General features: G+C 59.0%; 19 protein-coding genes and 2 pseudogenes. 6 read left to right on the forward strand and 15 right to left on the reverse strand.

Annotated elements, in window-relative coordinates:
• The 6 genes from ACRYA2_RS10255 to ACRYA2_RS10280 all read right to left on the reverse strand — a co-directional run bounded on the left by ACRYA2_RS10255 (position 1) and on the right by ACRYA2_RS10280 (position 5572).
• Positions 1 to 1746 (reverse strand): ABC transporter ATP-binding protein, encoded by a 1746-nt coding sequence (locus ACRYA2_RS10255; protein WP_433627341.1) that lies wholly within the window; start codon positions 1744 to 1746, stop codon positions 1 to 3.
• Positions 1743 to 2522 carry an energy-coupling factor transporter transmembrane component T family protein gene (locus ACRYA2_RS10260; protein WP_433627344.1) on the reverse strand — a complete coding sequence of 260 codons (780 nt, stop codon included), beginning with the start codon at positions 2520 to 2522 and terminating at the stop codon, positions 1743 to 1745. The genes ACRYA2_RS10255 and ACRYA2_RS10260 overlap by 4 nt, the downstream gene beginning before the upstream one ends.
• A gap of 72 nt (positions 2523 to 2594) precedes the next feature.
• On the reverse strand, positions 2595 to 3218 hold the full coding sequence (locus ACRYA2_RS10265) for an ECF transporter S component (RefSeq protein WP_433627347.1): 624 nt from the start codon (positions 3216 to 3218) through the stop codon (positions 2595 to 2597).
• 93 nt (positions 3219 to 3311) lie between these two features.
• Complete coding sequence (locus tag ACRYA2_RS10270; RefSeq protein WP_433627350.1) at positions 3312 to 3779, reverse strand: universal stress protein; 468 nt, start codon at positions 3777 to 3779, stop codon at positions 3312 to 3314.
• Positions 3780 to 3798: 19 nt separating this feature from the next.
• Positions 3799 to 4734, reverse strand: a complete 936-nt coding sequence (locus tag ACRYA2_RS10275) for a nucleoside hydrolase (RefSeq protein WP_433627353.1) — start codon at positions 4732 to 4734, stop codon at positions 3799 to 3801.
• 4 nt (positions 4735 to 4738) lie between these two features.
• Entirely contained in the window at positions 4739 to 5572 is an 834-nt protein-coding gene (locus ACRYA2_RS10280) for an NAD-dependent epimerase/dehydratase family protein (RefSeq protein WP_433627356.1), read from the reverse strand.
• A gap of 93 nt (positions 5573 to 5665) precedes the next feature.
• Here ACRYA2_RS10280 and ACRYA2_RS10285 point away from each other — a divergent pair, with 93 nt between their 5' ends.
• A complete protein-coding gene (locus tag ACRYA2_RS10285; protein WP_433627359.1) occupies positions 5666 to 6385 on the forward strand; it encodes a metal-dependent hydrolase in 720 nt (239 codons plus the stop codon).
• Positions 6386 to 6410: 25 nt separating this feature from the next.
• On the opposite strand, the gene ACRYA2_RS10290 is transcribed toward ACRYA2_RS10285, so the two are convergent.
• The 3 genes from ACRYA2_RS10290 to ACRYA2_RS10300 are packed head-to-tail and all read right to left on the reverse strand — an operon-like array spanning position 6411 to position 9189.
• On the reverse strand, positions 6411 to 7514 hold the full coding sequence (locus ACRYA2_RS10290) for a mandelate racemase/muconate lactonizing enzyme family protein (RefSeq protein ID WP_433627361.1): 1104 nt from the start codon (positions 7512 to 7514) through the stop codon (positions 6411 to 6413).
• A gap of 57 nt (positions 7515 to 7571) precedes the next feature.
• A complete protein-coding gene (locus tag ACRYA2_RS10295; RefSeq protein ID WP_433627778.1) occupies positions 7572 to 8390 on the reverse strand; it encodes a fumarylacetoacetate hydrolase family protein in 819 nt (272 codons plus the stop codon).
• Positions 8391 to 8397: 7 nt separating this feature from the next.
• On the reverse strand, positions 8398 to 9189 hold the full coding sequence (locus tag ACRYA2_RS10300) for an SDR family oxidoreductase (protein WP_433627364.1): 792 nt from the start codon (positions 9187 to 9189) through the stop codon (positions 8398 to 8400).
• Between the two features lie 210 nt (positions 9190 to 9399).
• On the opposite strand from ACRYA2_RS10300, the gene ACRYA2_RS10305 reads away from it, so the two are divergent.
• Both ACRYA2_RS10305 and ACRYA2_RS10310 read left to right on the forward strand, forming a co-directional pair.
• Positions 9400 to 10161 (forward strand): IclR family transcriptional regulator, encoded by a 762-nt coding sequence (locus tag ACRYA2_RS10305; protein ID WP_433627367.1) that lies wholly within the window; start codon positions 9400 to 9402, stop codon positions 10159 to 10161.
• 168 nt (positions 10162 to 10329) lie between these two features.
• Complete coding sequence (locus tag ACRYA2_RS10310) at positions 10330 to 10617, forward strand: hypothetical protein (RefSeq protein WP_433627370.1); 288 nt, start codon at positions 10330 to 10332, stop codon at positions 10615 to 10617.
• A gap of 663 nt (positions 10618 to 11280) precedes the next feature.
• Here the strand turns inward: ACRYA2_RS10310 and ACRYA2_RS10315 are convergent.
• From ACRYA2_RS10315 to ACRYA2_RS10330, 4 genes and pseudogenes are all read right to left on the reverse strand, one after another.
• Positions 11281 to 12051, reverse strand: coding sequence for an IclR family transcriptional regulator (locus tag ACRYA2_RS10315; RefSeq protein ID WP_433627373.1), 771 nt, complete (start codon positions 12049 to 12051; stop codon positions 11281 to 11283).
• 313 nt (positions 12052 to 12364) lie between these two features.
• Complete coding sequence (locus ACRYA2_RS10320) at positions 12365 to 12967, reverse strand: MaoC family dehydratase (protein ID WP_433627376.1); 603 nt, start codon at positions 12965 to 12967, stop codon at positions 12365 to 12367.
• Positions 12968 to 13020: 53 nt separating this feature from the next.
• Positions 13021 to 13761 (reverse strand): annotated as a pseudogene (locus tag ACRYA2_RS10325) (acyl-CoA dehydrogenase family protein); the annotation flags it as partial.
• A gap of 117 nt (positions 13762 to 13878) precedes the next feature.
• Complete coding sequence (locus tag ACRYA2_RS10330) at positions 13879 to 14334, reverse strand: acetate--CoA ligase family protein (RefSeq protein WP_433627781.1); 456 nt, start codon at positions 14332 to 14334, stop codon at positions 13879 to 13881.
• On the opposite strand from ACRYA2_RS10330, the gene ACRYA2_RS10335 reads away from it, so the two are divergent.
• On the forward strand, positions 14268 to 14429 hold the full coding sequence (locus ACRYA2_RS10335; RefSeq protein WP_433627796.1) for a hypothetical protein: 162 nt from the start codon (positions 14268 to 14270) through the stop codon (positions 14427 to 14429). The two genes, ACRYA2_RS10330 and ACRYA2_RS10335, sit on opposite strands and share 67 nt — an antisense overlap.
• A 29-nt stretch (positions 14430 to 14458) precedes the next feature.
• On the opposite strand, the gene ACRYA2_RS10340 is transcribed toward ACRYA2_RS10335, so the two are convergent.
• A complete protein-coding gene (locus tag ACRYA2_RS10340) occupies positions 14459 to 14866 on the reverse strand; it encodes a PPC domain-containing DNA-binding protein (RefSeq protein ID WP_433627783.1) in 408 nt (135 codons plus the stop codon).
• A gap of 97 nt (positions 14867 to 14963) precedes the next feature.
• Positions 14964 to 15401: pseudogene (locus ACRYA2_RS10345) on the reverse strand (thiamine pyrophosphate-dependent enzyme); the annotation flags it as partial.
• Between the two features lie 224 nt (positions 15402 to 15625).
• On the opposite strand from ACRYA2_RS10345, the gene ACRYA2_RS10350 reads away from it, so the two are divergent.
• On the forward strand, positions 15626 to 16057 hold the full coding sequence (locus ACRYA2_RS10350) for a universal stress protein (RefSeq protein ID WP_433627379.1): 432 nt from the start codon (positions 15626 to 15628) through the stop codon (positions 16055 to 16057).
• 500 nt (positions 16058 to 16557) lie between these two features.
• Positions 16558 to 17988, forward strand: coding sequence for an APC family permease (locus ACRYA2_RS10355; protein ID WP_433627381.1), 1431 nt, complete (start codon positions 16558 to 16560; stop codon positions 17986 to 17988).

Here is a 17988-nt window from a genome sequence, read left to right on the forward strand (position 1 = left end):
TTATTTTGCTTCGATCGCGTCGAACAATTCGTCTACGGACATAACAGGTCCCACGCCGAGCTTCAAGCCGAATTGGGTTACGGTCGGTGGATGAACGTTCGAGCGAGCAAGGGTTTCGGGGTCGCCGAGCACCGTTTGCGTGTCACCGTCAGCGATCGCTGACCCCTGCGAGAGCAGGATTGTCCGGTCAGCGTGTTCGCGAACGAAGTCGATGTCGTGCGTGATGACGACGACAAGCTTGCCTCGATCGACGAGCGTCTCGACGGCGTTGCCGAGACACTGCCGGCCCGGGGCGTCCTGTCCACTCGTGGGCTCGTCAAGGACGATCACGGGCGTGTCCATCGCGACGATGGACGCCGCAGCGACTCGTTTGCGCCACGGTTCCCCGAAGTCGTAGGGGTTCTCTTCCCGTCGCTCGGTGAGTTCGAACAGTTCGAGCGCACGTTCGGTCTGCTTCTCGACCTCGTCTTCGTCGTAGTCTAGATTTCTGGGACCGTACTCTACTTCCTCCTCGACTGAATTGTGGAATAGCTGGTCGTCGGGATTTTGGAAGCTTAGACCGACATCGTGTGCGAGTTCCGCGACCGTCGCATCGCGGGTATCTGTGCCTCGCACGTACACTGCACCTTCGGTCGGACTGAGGAGGCCATTCAAGTGCTTCACCAGCGTCGACTTCCCCGCGCCGTTTTGTCCGATCAGACAGACACACCCATCCTCAAGCGAGAACGAGACGCCGCTAAGCGCCTCGACGCCGCTTGCGTACGTGTGGTGGAGATCGTCAAGGACGACTGGCTCGTCGCGATCGCTCCTGTTCGAGGACGACGGTCGGTTGATCGTGCTCCCGTCACTCCGTGTTTCTACTGCGGCATCCCCGCTAGGCGACGCTGGTGCCGGGACGAGGCGTTGGAGTTCGGTGAGACATTCCGTTTCCGTCAGCGGCACTGGTTCGTCCTCCGGAATAGCTCCAGCCGTGCGGAGACGATGACCGATTTCGATAGTCGTTGGGACGGGGATAGGGAGGTCCGTTTCGACAGCACGAGTAAGGATCGCTCGTGGCGAGTCGTCGAGGCGGATCTGTCCGTCCTCCATGTACAGCAGTCGATCCAGATGTGGGGCGAGCTGTTCGAGCTCTTGACTGACGATGATGACGGTGTACTCCTCATCGTTCATGTCGCTGACGATATCGAACACTTCCTCAGTGCCTTCGGGGTCGAGCTGCGCTGTGGGCTGCTGAAGGACGAGAATCTCGGGTTGCATCGCAATGACCGACGCGATGGCAACCCGTTGGCACTGGCCACCGGACAACTGCTGGGGGTCGCGGTCAATGAGGTCTTCGACGCCAATGACGGCGAGCGCTTCCTTCGCGCGCTCTCGCATCTCCCGGCTGGTGAGGCCACGGCTTTCAAGCCCGAACGCAACCTCTTCGAGCACCGTCGACGTCGCGCCAGTCATCTGGTCGTACGGGTTCTCGAAGACGAATCCGATTTTCTTCGAGAGTTCACCGATAGACTGCTCACTCGTTGGCGTTCCGTCGACCGTTGCTGTCCCGGAAAGGTCTCCGTTGTAGAAGTGCGGAATCTGTCCGGAGAGAAGCCGGCAGATCGTCGCCTTACCTGCTTCACTTGGTCCTGTGATTCCAACGAAGCTTCCCTTTTCGATGGCGAGTGAGGTGTCGGTAACTGCATACTCGTCGTCCGGCTGCGTCTGGTACTGGAACGTAACGTCTGATAGTTCGAGTTGGCTCATGCGACAATCCTCCATGCAAGTGTGGCGATGACGGCACCACCGGCTATGTAACGTAACGCTTGTTCACCTGTCGAGTCGGGAATGTCGTAGAGGAACGTCCGCTGCCCCGTTGCTTCGAATCCCCTTGCATTGAGTGCGAGTGCGCGTGTGTTCGCGACAATAAGGGTGCTGATGAGCAGTGGGGCCATCAATGCCGTTATCGATTGAAGTCTCGTTCGGAGGTTCGCTTTCGTATCGAGTCCACGTGCCTGTTGGGCTTCCGTGATCGATTGTGCTCGGTCGCGCATCTCCGGGATTATCTGGAGCGACGCCACGAACACGTACGCCAGTTTGTTCGGAACACCTTTCTCGATGAGAGCGATACGGATGCGCTGTGGTTGTGCCGTAGTAGCGAGAAGGAGAAACGCCAGGATTAGCACCGAGATACGGAGGAAGATGAGTCTAGCCGATACGAACCCTTGCTCCCAGATGGTAACGGGACCAATCGAGAGGAGTGGCGTGACTTTCTTCCCTGGTGCCAAGATGCCCTGAACAAGGAGCAGGAAGAAAGCGAACGGTAGGGCAACGACGCCATAGAGTCGTAGCACTAGGTTATGGACTCTGGCGATGAAGACGAACCCAAGCAAGGCGACGGCCAGTACCAGTGCGACTCGGTAATCGGGGGCGATGAAGACGATGAGCGAGAGACAAACAGCGAGGATGATTTCTGTGACGGGGTTTAGCCGGTGGAGAACGCTCTCGCCGGGTTGGTATATTGATGTGTCCTTCTCAGCCATGGTTTAGTGTTCGGTTGAAAGTATGCTGGTTGTGGGCAGTGCTCCGTCGTGCCATACCATATCGTGTCTCAACTACGAATATATATCTTGCCCCTGTGGTGGAAGGAAACGGGTGGGTACGGACTTCCCGATGAAGTATGCGACGAACGTCGAGCCACCCTTGTCGACGAACTCAACCGCCAGTTGGGCCGAGGCCGCACTTTCGATGAGGCTCCGGCCGCTCGCGACGAGCGTCGCGGTGACGAGGCTAGTCCCGGAACTGGTGACACCGCCGAAGACGAGAACGACGATGGGCGTTGCAATGATCCAGGCAACGAACGTCAAGACGACAGCCGGGACGGTTGCTTTCTTGACGCTATCGAACCAGCCGCGACGAGCCAACACGCCCGTTACGAAGCCAATCACAATCGGGACTGGCATGAATGCAAGTTGGACGGGATTCCCGAGCATTGCCTGAACGATGTTGGCTAACGCTCCCGTTACAACCGCCGCCCAAGGCCCGGCGAGGATACCGATGAGCATCGTCCCGATGTTATCGAGGAACAACGGGAGTTTCAGCGTGCTAGCGATGAATCCGCCGATGGCGTTGATACCGATACCGATCGGGATCAGGACCCACGTTGTCGTTGTGAAATCTGCTGATACACTTTCCTGGAGCCGTTCGATACGGCTGTTCGAGTCGGCTGTGGCGCTCATAGTTGATACGCTGTACCATAACAATGTATAACGATAACAATTAAAAATTGGGGTTAATCTCAGTTGCCAATTCGCTCCAAAAAGAAACGGAGATTACAGCTCGTTAACCGTACGAACCGTCACGAAACCATCGAAGCCGAGAATAATCGATTGCGCCATCTCACCGAACAGTGCCTTCCCCGCCGGCGACCGGCTCCTATTCGCGACGTACACGTGATCACAGCCATGATTCTCTGCCACATCGATCACCTTCGCCGAAGGTCGCGTATCCTCGACGGAATCACCGACGGATGTGTACGTCACCTGCAGGGAATCGAGGACATCGGCCCCAGCCGACGCCGCAAAGTGAGCGGCCACGTCAGCCGGGGTCTCTCCCGGTCCGCTGCTGGCGTCCCGGTCAGCCCACGACTGCATCCGATCGACTGACGCATAGTCACTGCCGTCGATGACGAGCGAGAGGACGACGACCTCTACGTCAGCCGTGGCAGCGATAGCTCCAGCCTCTTCCAGGAGTTCGAAGTCTGTTTCCGATGGTCCGACGATTGCGAGTATCTTGTCCATGTTTTCTTTGAGAGATTCGTCAGACCAGCGCCTCCAAATTCGACAGCACGATCTCACGACAGCGGTCGACGTCGACATCCAGCGCGACCTCGCAGTTCGGCGACTGCTCGTAGACGCCGTGCTCGTCGTAGATCGTCGCACCGTTCGAGGGGCCGCCCGTCGTGTCGACCTCGACGTACACCTCCTCGAACGTCACTGGATCCCCGAGGATACTGGCAAGCACGACTGCGTCGCTGGTGATGGAACCACCTTCAGCGACCACACCGTCAGGACCCTGTGCTTTGTATTCCAGGATGTCTGCGACAACGTCGCCAAACGCTCCTCGATTACGGAAGCCCTCTCGCGCCGCCGGCAGAAGATACGCCGGTTCGGTCACGTCGAGTCCGACGATCTTCGGCCGGCCGTCCTGGACGACGCGAGCAGCGGCCGCGGCGTCAACATAGAAGTTGAACGACGCTTGCGGTGTCACGTTCCCCGTCGTCTTCAGCGCCCCACCCATCTGGTAGATGTCGCCCACCATCTCCGGGAGTTCGGGTTCAAGTGCCATCGCGAGGGCAATATTCGTCTGGGGGCCAACGGCAGCGATCGTCAGGTCGTCGCCGTGCTCGCGAGCCTGTTCGATGATGAAATCGACAGCGTGAGAGTCGACGGTGTCGGTCGACGGGTCAGGGAGTGCAGCACGGACGTTCTCGGGAACACCGCCAGGGCCGTGGATGTACTCGGCCATCACAAGGTCGTCCGCGAGTGGACGTGACGCTCCCTGCGCGACTGGCACGTCGGTGCGGTCAACGAACTCCAACAGCGCGAGGGCATTTTCCGTCGTGTTCTCGATCGTCGTGTTCCCCATCACCGTGGAAAGCCCGACGACCTCGACATCGTCGTTCCCAAGCGCCATCAGAACTGCGAGTGCATCGTCGATGCCGGGATCGACGTCCAGAAGTAGCTTGTCCGTCATGGAGTCACCGATCCTCTGGCGGGGCGTCCCACTCCTCGCCATTGTCTCGCGGTTCGTAGCCGATAACCTCGCGAGCGTGGTCGATATCGAACCAGCGACGGTCGTTGTCGCTGACGCCATAGAAGACATCGAATTCGACGTCGTCGTCCTGCAGACAGCACTCGACCTGATGGGCCAGATCCCGCCGAGACTGCCACATCGCCTTCATCCGGGCGACCTTCTCCTCGTACTGGTCACTGCCACGTTCCCAGTCACCGTCGTCAACGCCGTGTTCGGCATCGCCATACGGATGGTCGTACTCTTCGTGACGCACCGAGCAGATTCGTAGCGCGTAGAACTGCTCCGGAGCATCGTAGTTCTCGACGTAGTACCGTCCGAGGTCCTCGTCGAAGGATTTCGACGAGCCATAGTAGGAGTCCGGACGCCGGGGAGACGTGTGATCGACAGTGAGATCGAAGTCTTGCTCGTAAATCTCGGGACTGAACTCGACCTCGTACATCCCGACGACGTGGTTCGTCGACCCGAAGACGAACTTCGGCACGCCGGCGTCCTTCGCCGCTTCTAGCGTGTTGTACATTCCGATGATGTTGTTCTCGAGTGTTTCTTTCCACGTCCCGTCAGTTTCGGGGTAGCCCGCGAGGTGAACGACGGCATCTTGATCGTCGAACGCGGGCCGTATCTCGTCGTAGTTCGATACGTCAGCGACGACGGTGTCGAAGCCATCACGGTCCGAACGATTGAGGTACGTGAACTCGTACTCGTCGCGGTCCGCTAGGTGTTCGATAATCGCAGTTCCTACCCGGCCGAACGGTCCAGTAAGGAGGACGTTGGTCGTCATAGCTTACGTGCTATTGTTTCTCACCCCTGCGTCAAAAAGGTTCAGGTGCCAGCGGCAAAATAGTATTATAGCCTGCGTCCACATTCGTGAACGATGCCGTCGGAAACCGAACTCGAATACTACGGCCTGTCGTCGTTCAGCATCGAACACGGAAGCACACATCTACTCGTGGATCCATGGCTTACCGAACCGGAGTGGGTCGACGTGGCGATCTCCGACTTCGCGGATGTCGAGTGTATCTTCGTCACACACGGTGCCTATGACCATCTCGGAGACGCCGCTGCTATCGCAGAAACGTCCGGCGCCCAGGTGTTCACCGAACCTGCCGTCGCAGACCATCTCGTCGACGAAGGGCTACCGTCCGAACAGGTCGAGCGAGTGATCTGGGGTAACGAGTTCGAGGTCGCCGGTATCGGCGTCCGCGTCCTCGAGACTCGTCACCTCTCGTATTTCGAATCGACGAACCAGCGATTGTCGGGGATGCCCATCGGATTCCACTTCGAATTCTCGGACAGCAGCCTCTACTACGTGGGGGACACGTCGCTGTTCAGCGACCTCGAACTGTTCGTCGAACAGAACGATCCTGACGTAGTGATGCTTCCCGTAGGTGGCGCTCCGGGGGACCGAGCCCCGCTTCCCCCGCGTGATGCGGCGACAGCTGCATCGTGGTTCGACGTCGAGCATATCGTACCGGTACACTACGTCCCCGGCAGCGATGAAGTAGACGAGTTCGAGACCGAGCTGGCCGCTCGCACTGACGGTGAGTTACCATCCGTCACCGAGTTAGACGTGAACGAGCGACTCGAACTCTGATTCGAGAACGGTCCGGAACCGTCGCTTAGATGCGGAACTCCTCGAGTGCGTCTCGTTTGAGTTCTACACCGTGGCCGCTACGGTCCGGCAGCTGAATCATACCGTCCTCAGGTTCGATCGGATATTCGAGGACGTCGTCGAACGCCTTGACGTCCGAGTCCCTGTAGAAGTACTCGATCCAGAGTCCGTTCTCGATGGCCGCGAGGAGCTGGATATGAAGATCCCAGTTGTAGTGGGGTGCAACGGGAATGTCGTGACACGCGGCCATGTTGGCGACGCGCATCCACTCGGTGACTCCACCGACGACCGTTACGTCGGGCTGAATGACTTCGACAGCATCTTCCCGGAGCAGGTCGGCAAAGCCGTACCGACTGAACTCGAGTTCTCCACCGGCGACGGCGTAATCGAGCGATTCGTTAACCTCGCTGTAGAGGTCGAGACTATCGGGCATGACCGGCTCCTCGATGAAGTACGGGTCGTACTCATCGAACGCCCGGCACGATCGTACGGCCTCCTGTTTGTTCTTCCACTTCCCGTTTGCGTCCATGAGAAGGGTGCGATTCGGCCCGATCGCCTCACGAGCGACCCGAACCCGCTCAACCTCCTCTTCCAGCGGTTGCCGGCCGACTTTCATCTTTACCACGTCGTGGCCACGGTCGACGTAACGTTCCATCTCCTCGCGAAGCCCTTCGAGCCCCTTGTCCTCGCGGTAGTACCCGCCACTAGCGTATGCGGGAACCTCTTCGGCGTGACCGCCGAGGAGTTTGTAGAGCGGCATATCCGCGGCCTTCGCCTTGATATCCCAGAGAGCGATGTCAATACAGGAGATCGCGCGCAGCATCACGCCTTTACGACCGATCTGTACCGTCCCATCGAACATCTCTCGCCAGAGGCGTGACGTGTCGCGCGGATCTTCACCTTCTATCATCGGGGCGAGGACGTCTTCGACAGCCTTGGCAACGACGTCCGCACCGCCATAGCCGAGCGTGTATCCCACGCCTTCGGTGCCGTCTTCTGTTCGCACGTAGACGATCGCGTGATCTCGCTGTTCGACGACGCGGGTTGCGAACGCGACAGGCTCTTCGAGCGGAATCGATACGGCAAAGCTTTCGACTTCTGTGACTTTCATGGTTGGATTCTCTGTTTCAATTTCGATCGTTCGGGTTGATTGTTCGTCGGTGTTTGCTTAAACAACATCAGCTACAACGCTACCAACACCGTCGACTTCGGCGCGAACCTCGTCGTCCGGTGTTATGTGAACTGCTCCTGGCGTCCCGGTGGAGATAACGTCGCCCGGCTCGAGCGTCATCACCTTGGAATGGAACGAAACCAGTTCTCGTGGCGGCGTCATCATGTTCCGCACGCCGTTCTCGGCGACAACTTCGTCGTTGCGTATCGTCCGAACCGTAAGATCATCGAGCAAGCCGACCTCGTCGGTCGTAAGCAGCGATGGTCCGAACACGAGGAAGGTGTCGAAGCTTTTCGCCCGGGTCAGGAACCGCGGGTTCCGGTTAAGTATGTCTTCCGCCGTCATGTCGATGACGGGAAGATACCCTGCGATGACGTCGTCCACTTCGTTCTCGGCGAGATTCGAGCACATCCGCCCGATGACGACCGCGAGTTCAGCTTCGGCGGTCACGTGGTCGGTGATGTCCGTCGGCGGTAGCCGGATCGGACCGTCTGGACCCGTCACGGACGACGCGGGTTTCATGAAACTCGCCGGTTCAGTGGGACGGTCCTCGTCCAAGTCCGCAGCGTGGTCTGCATAGTTCAGACCGATTCCCCAGAGCTTGCCAGGGCGTTCCAGCGGTGCTGCGATCGACAGCTCCGCTGCCGACGTGCGCTGTGCAACAGCGTCATCCGGCGTCGGTAGGGCGCCAGAGGCCGCTCGTGGAAGCGCGTCTTTGACGGATGTGAGCGATGGGTCTGCAGATGAGAGGGGGACGAACCCGTCTTCGTCACCGAGTAACGGCGTACCGTCTGTCGTGCGTGCTAATCGAGGCATACGCTCGTTAGAGGTTTGAAGCTCCCTGTCCACCGTCGACAGGAATCGCAGTTCCGTTAACGAAACTCGACTGTTCGGAGCTGAGGAATGCGACTACCTCGCCCAGTTCCATCGGATCCCCGATACGGCCGAGTGGGTTTCCTTCTCCTTTCGCAGCCAGTCCTTCCTCGTAGGAGTCGTATTCTCCGCGTTCGACGGCGTCCTCGATGAGTTCCTGTTGGCGTGCAGTCTCGTGAGGTGCAGGCAGAACAGCGTTTGCCCGCACCTCCGGTGCCAGTTCTTTCGATAGTGTCTTTTCGAGACCAACGACACTCATGCGAACGGAATTCGAGAGCACGAGTGAACCGATCGCTTCCTTGACGCTACGGGAGGTGATGGTAACAATCGTACCGCCGTTGCCTTCACGAAGATGGTCCGCAGCTTCGCGAACGAGGCGGACGACGCTCATCACGAGCAGATCGTAGGCGTCGTACCAGTCTTCGTCGGTCATTTCGAGAAACGGACCACTCGGTGGTCCACCCGAGTTCGTTACAAGGTGGTCGAGTCCTCCGAACGTATCGACGGTGCGGTCGACAAGCCGTTCGATGTCGTCTGGGTCCGTGAGATCCGCTTGTACTCCAACGACTTCGCCGTCGGCAACGTCTCGAACGTCTTCGACGGCGTCTTCGAGCCGGTCTTCATCACGACCGTTGATGACGACATTTGCACCTTCACTTGCGAGTGCTTTCGCTGCAGCTTTTCCGAGGCCGCTACTGGATGCCGCAACCAGAGCGGTATGCCCATCTATTCCATGGTCCATCGTTAGCAGTGGGGACATCGGACACCGACGGGATAAAAATTTCCCCTACAAAGCGGCGATCAGGCGATTTAGCGATGCTTACAGTCTGTTTCGAGAGCCCGGGTTTTCGGGTTCAGATATTGCGACTGATTTATATCGAAAGACTGTGCTGGGAAGATTGTTTAGCGAAGCTAAATAATCTTTATGTGGGTGTATGCCAATCGGGCAAATATGAAACAAGCAAAGAACCCCGTGATGGCCGTAGAAACTACTACCCGTATACTGAATCTAATTCACGAACGTAACGGAGCCAGGATAAGCGAAATCGCGGAACAGCTTGATACGACCCGAGCCACGGTACACAATCACCTTTCGACCCTCGAACAGGCTGAACTGGTGGTCAAAGAGGGAAACGAGTATCAGCTCGGTCTCCGATTCTTCACCTTCGGTGAGAACGTCAAAAACCAGCAGACGATTCTCAACGTTGGCGCTGCAGAAGTGGACAAACTCGCCGAAGAGACGGGTGAGCTTGGTAATATTCTCGTCGAAGAACATGGCCGAGGAATATATTTGCACCGTGCGAAAGGAGAGAACGCACTTTCTCTGGATACTGGCGTTGGCTCTCGCGTCTACCTCCATCAGACAGGCCTTGGCAAAGCAATTCTAGCGCATCTCCCGGAGGAGTACGTGACCGAGATCGTTAACCAACACGGCCTCGCACCGAGTACCGAAAATACGGTTAGTAATCGCGAGGAGCTTCTCGAGACGCTCGAAGACGTTCGAGAGCGAGGATACGCGTACGATATGGAAGAGAGAGCAAAAGGCATTCGCTGTGTGGCTGCACCAGTCATCACTAACGATGACCGGATCCAAGGTGCTGTCAGCGTAGCAGGCCCGGCGAGTCGTATGGAGGGGGACCGTCTTCACGATACTATTCCCGAACTCGTAACTCGCGCTGCGAACGTTATCGGAATCAATCTCTCCTATTCCTGACCAATTTAGCTCTGCTAAATTGGACCAATTCTAAAGAACAATGACGAGACGACTGGAATCACCCCACACGTGGACGGAACCGGATACTGGACGAACTCCTTGACCACCTGCGCCTCGATCCAGTTAACCCCATCCGAAAGTCGGTGAAACTCCTCGTGAACGCTCTCAGTGCTTCCCAACGTCGTTGCGGGCCGCCGGTTCGTCTTCAACCTCGGCGATTTCACTTTCGCCATTGTTGAGCTAGTTCGCTTCCTATATGAGGTCGGTGACGTGACTGGAATCGTCCTGCTCGGCGTCTGTGTATCGCCGGCGAATTCGTGGCGAGTCGTCCGGAGTTCTTCGAAACGCGTCTCGGTCGTCGCCCTCGGATTTCTGGTGTTCAAGGCTGCACTTGTCCTGTTCCCGTTATATTACAGTCCTGGTGTTGTAATAGGAATCTGTATCGTCCGGAGATAGACACAGTCGCCATCTTCGAAGAGTTCGTCGACTGGGTACGATCGCCCGCAAGGGTCGTAGGTACTCGTCGTCACCCGTCGAGTACACTTCGAGTTGCTCGCCCCTCCTCGTCAGTTCGTACTCGTTGGTTACCAGATGGACCTTACTTCGTCGCTCGTTACAGTTCTTGACGAGACGGTGAACAAGATTGTCAGCAATCATCTTGTCGGGGAAATTTGAAGGGTGTAGGTCGATATGTCGCAGGATGACTGGCTCAGCGGGCGGATCGACGCCGACTGGTAGAAGAGAACAAGAGCGGATGGTGAACGCCTTTCAAGGTATTGCAGCCCCTCACGCTCGCTACATCCCGGAGAAGCCGTGGGAAGCGTCCCTCGGAGAAGTTCTTGGTTTAGTCTGGGCTCAAACGCGTGAACTGCACGTTCGTTCTATCCGTCGGACGGTGGGGAACTGGGGTAGCCTCGAAACGGCGTTCCGCCAGACATTACAGTACTACCTTTGTAAAGATTAGCGGATCGCTTGTCGCTGAGAGAGGGAACGCAACTTTCGACGGTGTACCGTCTCGTAAGTCCCGAAACAGCCGTTAGTCGTCCGCTATGCCACAGTGAAGCATCGATGGCGGTGACAACCGAGAGCGACGGTGGCCGGTCGTGTCGACCCGTTTGTTTATGAATACTTCAGATTCAACTCGAGTTCGTTCCCCGTTCCGAGTAACAGGTTCGGAATTTCCCGGTTAAACCATTCACCTTTCATCCGGTGACTCGGTCCGGAGACGCTCAGTGCCCCGACCATTCTGCCGGAACTGTCCTTGATGGGAACGCCGACCGCCCGAAGTCCCTCCGTACTCTCCTCTTTGTTAACCGCGAACCCCTGCTCGCGGATGGTGTCCAGTTCGTCGAAAAGAGTAGCCCTGTCCGTGATGGTATTATCCGTCAGGGCAGGCAGTCCCCACTGGTCGAGAATCTGGTTGGTCTGTTCCTCGGGGAGGTTCGCAAGCACCGCCTTTCCAGCGGCGGTCGCGTGGAGATAGATCCGCTTACCGAGGCCGGAGTCGGTCCAGACCGCTCTACTACCGGTTTCCTTGTGGAGGTAGACGCCGCGGCCGTGTTCTTCGACGATGAACTGACATCGTTCCTCCGTTTCCTCGGCTAGTTCTTTTACCTTGGGTTCGATAAGGTCGAACGCCTCCTTGCGTTTCTTCGCAGTCTTGCCCAGTTTGAGAAAGCGCGAGGCGAGTTGGTACTCGTCACCTTCCTGCACCACGTAACCCATCTCGTATAGCGTTGCGAGGTGGCTATGTATCGTACTGTTGGCGAGTTCCAGGTGCTCGGCCAGCTGCGTCACTCGCGCTCCGTCGAGTTCCTCGAGTCCTTCGATGATAGCGAATGCAGTTTCGGTTGCCTTGACCGTTCGGCCGCCCGTGCCACTTCTTGACATGCCTATCTCCTGGTTCTACATCCAACTACTTATAGTTCGGCCCTCATGAATCGATATTCGCGCCGATACGGGAGGTTTCACCGTACTGTTCCCGGGTTAGGGTAGCGAAACTGCCGAGTAAGCTTCGAAAGGTAGGATATCGGCCCATTTACGCCTCGATTCGGCAACGGCGAAACGGTATTGGCCTCGTTCCGACTGCGCGTTCGACGATACTCCGGTGAAACGGCCAGACGAGACAGAAAAGGCCATTCTGCTACTGGCGTTCGAGGCGGTAGCGTGCGGTGTTCGACTCGGCGATGGCGAACGAGGCTTCTCAGTCGAGGTCTTCGGGCTGAGTCCCGACCCCTTCGATCCACCCTGGAGGCGTGGCGGCACTCGGTTGGGCGTGTTCGCGTTTCAGCACCATCGGCGTTCGTTCGAGCGACAGTACCAGTTCGTCGTGCTGATTGTACGCTCGCAACTCGGTCGTCACAATGCCGACGTGGTCTCGGGACTCGCTCTCCCGTTTGTCCACGACTTCGCTTTCCGCGAAGATAGTATCGCCGTGAAACACCGGCGCGTGATGTCGAATATCGTCGTAACCGAGGTTCGCGGTCGCGTTCTGGGAGACGTCGATGACGCTCATGCCGACGGCCAGCGCGATGACGTACGTTCCATCGACGAGTCGCTCGCCGAACTCGGTCTCCGCGGCGTACGCCTCGTTGAAGTGCATCGGATTGAGGTTCATACTGACGTTCGTGAACCAGACGTTGTCGGTTTCGGTCACGGTCCGCCCGTAAGGGTGTTTGTAGATATCCCCGACATCGAAGTCCTCGTAATAGCGTCCTTGCCACCCCGAGACGAGCTGTCGGGAGTTCGCATCGTCCTGGACGGAAGCATCCTCGTCGTCGGCGTCGGAGTTATCGGTATCCACCATCGTACCGATTACATAGCTAACTGAGGCGGTACTAAAACTTTCGCGGGGGGACGTTAGTAAGATCGAGGCGGTCCGAGCACCCTCTCCCCGACGTAGTTCAGCACGAGCTGCTGGGTTATCGGAACTAATCGCGTGGGTCGCGCCTCATGGAAGTACCGCTCGGCGTCGTATTCGGTCGCGACCCCGAACCCGCCGTGGGTCTGGACCGCGGCGTCGGCGGCCTCGAAACACGCCTCCGCTGCGAGGTACTTGGACATGTTGGCCCGCGCGCCGAGTTCGTCGCTCGACTCCGCGGTCGCATCGGCGGCGTCGTACGTCATCTGTTTGGAGGCCTGAACGTGGGCGTGGGCGTCCGCGAGCGGGTGTTGTACGGCCTGGTTCTTCCCGATAGGACGGCCGAACACCTCGCGCTCGTTGGCGTATTCGACGGCACGCTCGATAGCCAGTTCTCCGAGTCCAATGCACTCGGCGGCGATGACGAGTCGTTCCTCGTTCAGCCCATTCAGGACCTGGTAGAAACCCGATCCCTCCTCGCCGATCAGGTATTCCTCTGGGACGTGGAGGTCTTCGAACCACAGTTCGTACGAGTGGACGAACTCGCTAACCGACTTGGAAATCCGCTCCATGTCAAGCGCGCCCTGCGCCACGGCGTCGTCGAGGCCGACCAGGAACATCGAGATACCGCGAGTGTCCTTCTCGACCTCAGATTTGGGAGTGCTGCGGGCGACGAGGACGAGATAATCGCTCTGGTCGATCCGCGAGGTCCATATCTTCTGGCCGTTGATGGCGTACCACAGATCTCCCTGATACTTCGACGCACCAGCCGTTGCTGTTTGGACAGCGGGACAGTGTCCCTGAAGCGATGAACCATCGGTTTGCGTATGCGGTACGTCGAACTATAATTCCGGGGGTTACCGGTTGCGGACTAAGGCATCGACGACCGCGACGCCGTCCTCGCTAACGAGTACTGGATTGAGGTCGAGTTCGGCGACCGACTGTAACTCGACCGCGAGGTCGCCGACTCGGACGAGGAGATGGGCCAGCGCGGCCGCGTCGGCAGCGGACTCCGCGAGGAGCGCATCTCGATGCGCGTCGGCGATCGCGTCCGTCGTTTCCTCCGTCGTAATGGGCGGAACCCGCAACGCGCGCTCGTCGAGCAGTTCGACGAGCGTTCCGCCGGGCCCCACCGCCACGAGCGGGCCGAACTCGGGGTCGGTGGGAGCCCCCACAAGCGCCTCGACGCCGTCCTCGATCTGCGGTTGGACCAGCACGCCCTCGATGTCTGCATCGGGGCTCCGCGGTGAACGTTCGAAAGTATCTCCTCGTAGGCCTCGCAGGCAGCGGCCGGAGTTCGGTCGACCTCCGATCTCACGGCTCCCACCACGAGCGCCTCGTCCCGTACGTCGCAAGCACCGGCGCGACCCTCGAGTACAACGTCGAAGCGTTTCCGAGTCTCGACTGAGTTGGGCCGGGAGAGTCGGGGTCGGCCGACTAGATGTCGAACACGTCGAGGCCGGTCCGCTCGTCGAGTCGATGCGTGAGCGACGTCTCGCCGAGAGTCACGAGCACTTCGAACGTCCCCGAGACTCTGGCCCCCGAGCAGTGGCCACCGAGCGACTCGAACGCGTCGTTCGCCACTTGAATGTGGGTGTGTATCTTGTCCGGCCCGATATTTCCGAGGAAGCTCGTCACCTCGAACTGGCCCGTGAACTCCTCCTCGCTGTACTCCTGGGCGTCGACGTCGTAGTGGCCTAGCGTGACCCGATCGACGGCCCCGATGCCGGTCAGAAAGCCGTTCTCGATGTCGTACTCGTCGCGCAGCGTCTCGAGCGAGTCGAGGACTTCCTCGCCGGGGTCGAGGCGAACGACGATTCGGTCGTCTTCGCGTACGTGATCCATTGTTCCATTCGCCATGATGGTCACCTCCCACTTCGTAGTACCGCTTGCGAGTCGGCCCCCCGTCGTCAGTGGCGAATGCGAAGAACGGTCTCGAAGCTCAGCCGAGGTCGGGCTTGGAGAGTTCCGTCTCCTTGGCGGTGATGAACTCCAGCAAGACGGGCGTCCCCTCCCTGGTCTTCTCGACGCCACGCTCGATGGCGGCGATTTCGGCGGGGTCTTCGACGCGCTCACTGTAAGCGCCGAGTCCTTCAGCTACCGTTCCGAAATCGCCGCCGAACGGCGTCTCGGAGCCCGCCATCTCGAAGTTTTTCACCAAGATGGAGAGGACGGGGATGTCGTAGCGAGTGGCGGTTTCGAAGTCGAGCCCGGTCATGCCGATGGCACCGTCGCCCCAGACGTTAACGCAGAGCTTGTCCGAGCGTGCCAATTTGGCCCCCATCGCGAGACCGAGGCCATAGCCGAGTTGCGTCGTTTTTCCCCAGCCGATGTAGCTGAGCGGCTCCGTCGACACCCAGAAGGGCGCGAGGAAGTCGCGGGCGCTCGCCGTGGTGTTCTTTTCTCATCGTATTTTGAAGCGCTAGCTCCGTTGCCCTCTGCTGGTGACCATGACCGAGTGGGAAGGACCGCACTACCTTCGGCGGCGACCACCCTGCAAGGTTACAGTTTTTCGTCGTTCTCCGCACCTGAGTACTCGCTCAAGTTTATGTGTGGGCGAGAGATTCCATAGCCACTTATACGTATCGTCCGCCAAGCATCCGTATGCCTCCCGTACACGTGCTCGTCCCACTGGACGGCTCGCCGCTGGCGGACGAAGCGTTGACGCACGCTCTCACAGTCTTCGACTGTCGAGTAACTGTGCTAAACATCGTCACTCCGTTGGACGCCACGATGAGCGAGGGCGGCATACTGGAACCGGACGAAAGGCGACGGACGACCGCACGGGAACGGGCCGACCGGCTGATCGAGCGCGCCGAAGATCGAGCAGCAACTGAAGGCCGGACCATAGAAACGGTCGTCGAGACGGGTGATCCTGCAGAGACGATCCTCGAGTACGTCGAGAATCGTGACGTCGATCACGTCATTATGGGCGGGCACGGCGGCGAGCGCGGAGACGCTACCCGGCGGCTGTTGGGAACCGTCGCGACGGCCGTCGTCCGCGAGTCGCCCGTCACCGTCACCGTCGTCCGATAGCTCGGAAGTAGTTAGCGGACATCTCTAAAAGCGCCTTCCCCGCTGTTAGTTACTACACTAACTTGATACCGCTTGGTCGATTCTACAGGCGGAGCAGGCCGAGTGCCTCGGGGCGTGACCCCGAGGCGGTTCACCCTCTCCGCGGTACGGAATTTCGGCCAGCAACCAGCCGTTCGCTGGTGGAACCCCATTTCGTGCTTCCCCCAGGGCGTCGATTCGGTCGAATCCACTTCCGTTTAGGGATATAACCGGAAGTAGGTCGCACACCACCACTTCTGATGAAGATGGCCGCAACAGGATTCCTACCCCTCGGAAACGGCCATCTCTATTTTTATAAATCCTATACAGCGATATCAAATCGCCGGTCCCGCAGGTGAGAACGTGGCCAGGAGAGAGCCAGAACGAACGGAGGGAAGCCTTCGAGCCGGTCGACGGGCAGTCGAGTAGTACGCGGGTGGCCGCTACTCATAATTGTCCAGAGGTTGAAATGACGACGTCACATGGCCGACCAGCCTGTCGACGTGGAAGCGACGGGGAGGAACGTCGCTGGTGAGGCACCTGCCGAAGAGCCGGAAGCAGTAACAAATGACGTCACTGTCCACGACGACGACGTCGAACTCGAGCGGACGATCGGCCTCGTCGGCGGGTTGGCGATCGGAATCGGCACCATGATCGGCGCGGGCATCTTCGTCTTCCCGGGTCTGGCGGCAAACAATGCCGGTCTCGCGGCCACTCTCTCGTTCGCAATCGGAGGCATCATCGCATTACTGGTGGCCCTCCCGGCATCGGAACTCGCCACGGCGATGCCTCGAAGCGGTGGTGGCTACTACTTCATCTCGCGAGGGATGGGAACGCCCTATGGTGCGATCGTCGGCCTCGGCCTGTGGCTGGGTCTGGTGTTCGCCTCCGCGTTCTATCTCGTCCGTCTGGGGCACTACTCGACTGCCATCCTCGCCGAAATCGGCGTCGGACTCTCGTTCGATCCGATTGTCGTGACCGGACTGCTGTTCGGTGCAGGATTGACGGTGTTGAGCATCGGCGGAACGGAGAACACCGCAAAACTCCAGAACGGCGTGGTGGCTGTTCTCCTCGTAGTTCTGACTGGCTTCCTCACGTACGGTACCCTCGACGCTGTCGGCGTTTTCGGTGGCGAAACCATCTCGGAGGCATTCTTCTCCAAGGGCTACTTCCCGGTGTTGACGACCGCTGCACTGGTCTTTACCTCGTATCTGGGCTTCGCTCAGGTCGCAACCGTCGCTGGGGAGATCGAACAGCCGGGTCGGAATCTCCCGCTGGCGATGGTCGGCTCGGTACTCGTCGTCACCGTGTTCTACGTCGTGACGATTTTCGTCGCGATGAGCGCGTTCGGCGCGGACCGTCTGGGTAGATTCGGGGAGACGGCCATGGTCGAGGTTGCTCGTGACCTGCTCGGGTTACCCGGCGCGGTAGCGATCCTGTGTGCCGGCCTGTTGGCGACGTTTTCGAGCGCGAATGCCTCGATTCTCAGCGCCTCCCGGGCCGTGTACGCGCTGAGCCGCGACGCCTTACTCCCGCGAACCGCGAGCACGATCAACCTCCGGTACGGTACGCCGCACGTCGCGTTGCTCGCAGCGGGCGGTCCCATTCTCGTCCTCGTCGCTACTGGCCAGGTCGAGTTGCTCGCGGAGGTAGCTTCGTTCCTCCACCTGGTCATGTACGGACTGATTTGCGTCGCGATGATCGTGTTGCGACGGCGGAGTCCGGGTTGGTACACCCCCAGTTACCGGATGCCGGGCTATCCACTGTTACCGACCCTCGGTGCGCTCGCCAGCTTCGGCCTGATCGCATTCATGCAACCCGCGTCCATCGGTATCGGAATCGCAGTCATGATCGTGTCGTACCTCTGGTACCGCTATTACGCTGGGAACGTTACACTCAGAGGAGACGTCTGA

Source organism: Halomicrococcus pelagicus (assembly GCF_050954125.1).

Bases quoted from the DNA above. Each gene is read 5' to 3' on its own strand.
- ACRYA2_RS10300 (WP_433627364.1), bottom strand. From the start codon at position 9,189: ATGGACCATGGAATAGATGGGCATACCGCTCTGGTTGCGGCATCCAGT.
- ACRYA2_RS10255 (WP_433627341.1), bottom strand. From the start codon at position 1,746: ATGAGCCAACTCGAACTATCAGACGTTACGTTCCAGTACCAGACGCAG.
- ACRYA2_RS10305 (WP_433627367.1), top strand. From the start codon at position 9,400: ATGAAACAAGCAAAGAACCCCGTGATGGCCGTAGAAACTACTACCCGT.
- ACRYA2_RS10355 (WP_433627381.1), top strand. From the start codon at position 16,558: ATGGCCGACCAGCCTGTCGACGTGGAAGCGACGGGGAGGAACGTCGCT.
- ACRYA2_RS10290 (WP_433627361.1), bottom strand. From the start codon at position 7,514: ATGAAAGTCACAGAAGTCGAAAGCTTTGCCGTATCGATTCCGCTCGAA.
- ACRYA2_RS10295 (WP_433627778.1), bottom strand. From the start codon at position 8,390: ATGCCTCGATTAGCACGCACGACAGACGGTACGCCGTTACTCGGTGAC.
- ACRYA2_RS10340 (WP_433627783.1), bottom strand. From the start codon at position 14,866: ATGGATCACGTACGCGAAGACGACCGAATCGTCGTTCGCCTCGACCCC.
- ACRYA2_RS10270 (WP_433627350.1), bottom strand. From the start codon at position 3,779: ATGGACAAGATACTCGCAATCGTCGGACCATCGGAAACAGACTTCGAA.
- ACRYA2_RS10275 (WP_433627353.1), bottom strand. From the start codon at position 4,734: ATGACGGACAAGCTACTTCTGGACGTCGATCCCGGCATCGACGATGCA.
- ACRYA2_RS10350 (WP_433627379.1), top strand. From the start codon at position 15,626: ATGCCTCCCGTACACGTGCTCGTCCCACTGGACGGCTCGCCGCTGGCG.
- ACRYA2_RS10320 (WP_433627376.1), bottom strand. From the start codon at position 12,967: ATGGTGGATACCGATAACTCCGACGCCGACGACGAGGATGCTTCCGTC.
- ACRYA2_RS10315 (WP_433627373.1), bottom strand. From the start codon at position 12,051: ATGTCAAGAAGTGGCACGGGCGGCCGAACGGTCAAGGCAACCGAAACT.
- ACRYA2_RS10280 (WP_433627356.1), bottom strand. From the start codon at position 5,572: ATGACGACCAACGTCCTCCTTACTGGACCGTTCGGCCGGGTAGGAACT.
- ACRYA2_RS10260 (WP_433627344.1), bottom strand. From the start codon at position 2,522: ATGGCTGAGAAGGACACATCAATATACCAACCCGGCGAGAGCGTTCTC.
- ACRYA2_RS10265 (WP_433627347.1), bottom strand. From the start codon at position 3,218: ATGAGCGCCACAGCCGACTCGAACAGCCGTATCGAACGGCTCCAGGAA.
- ACRYA2_RS10285 (WP_433627359.1), top strand. From the start codon at position 5,666: ATGCCGTCGGAAACCGAACTCGAATACTACGGCCTGTCGTCGTTCAGC.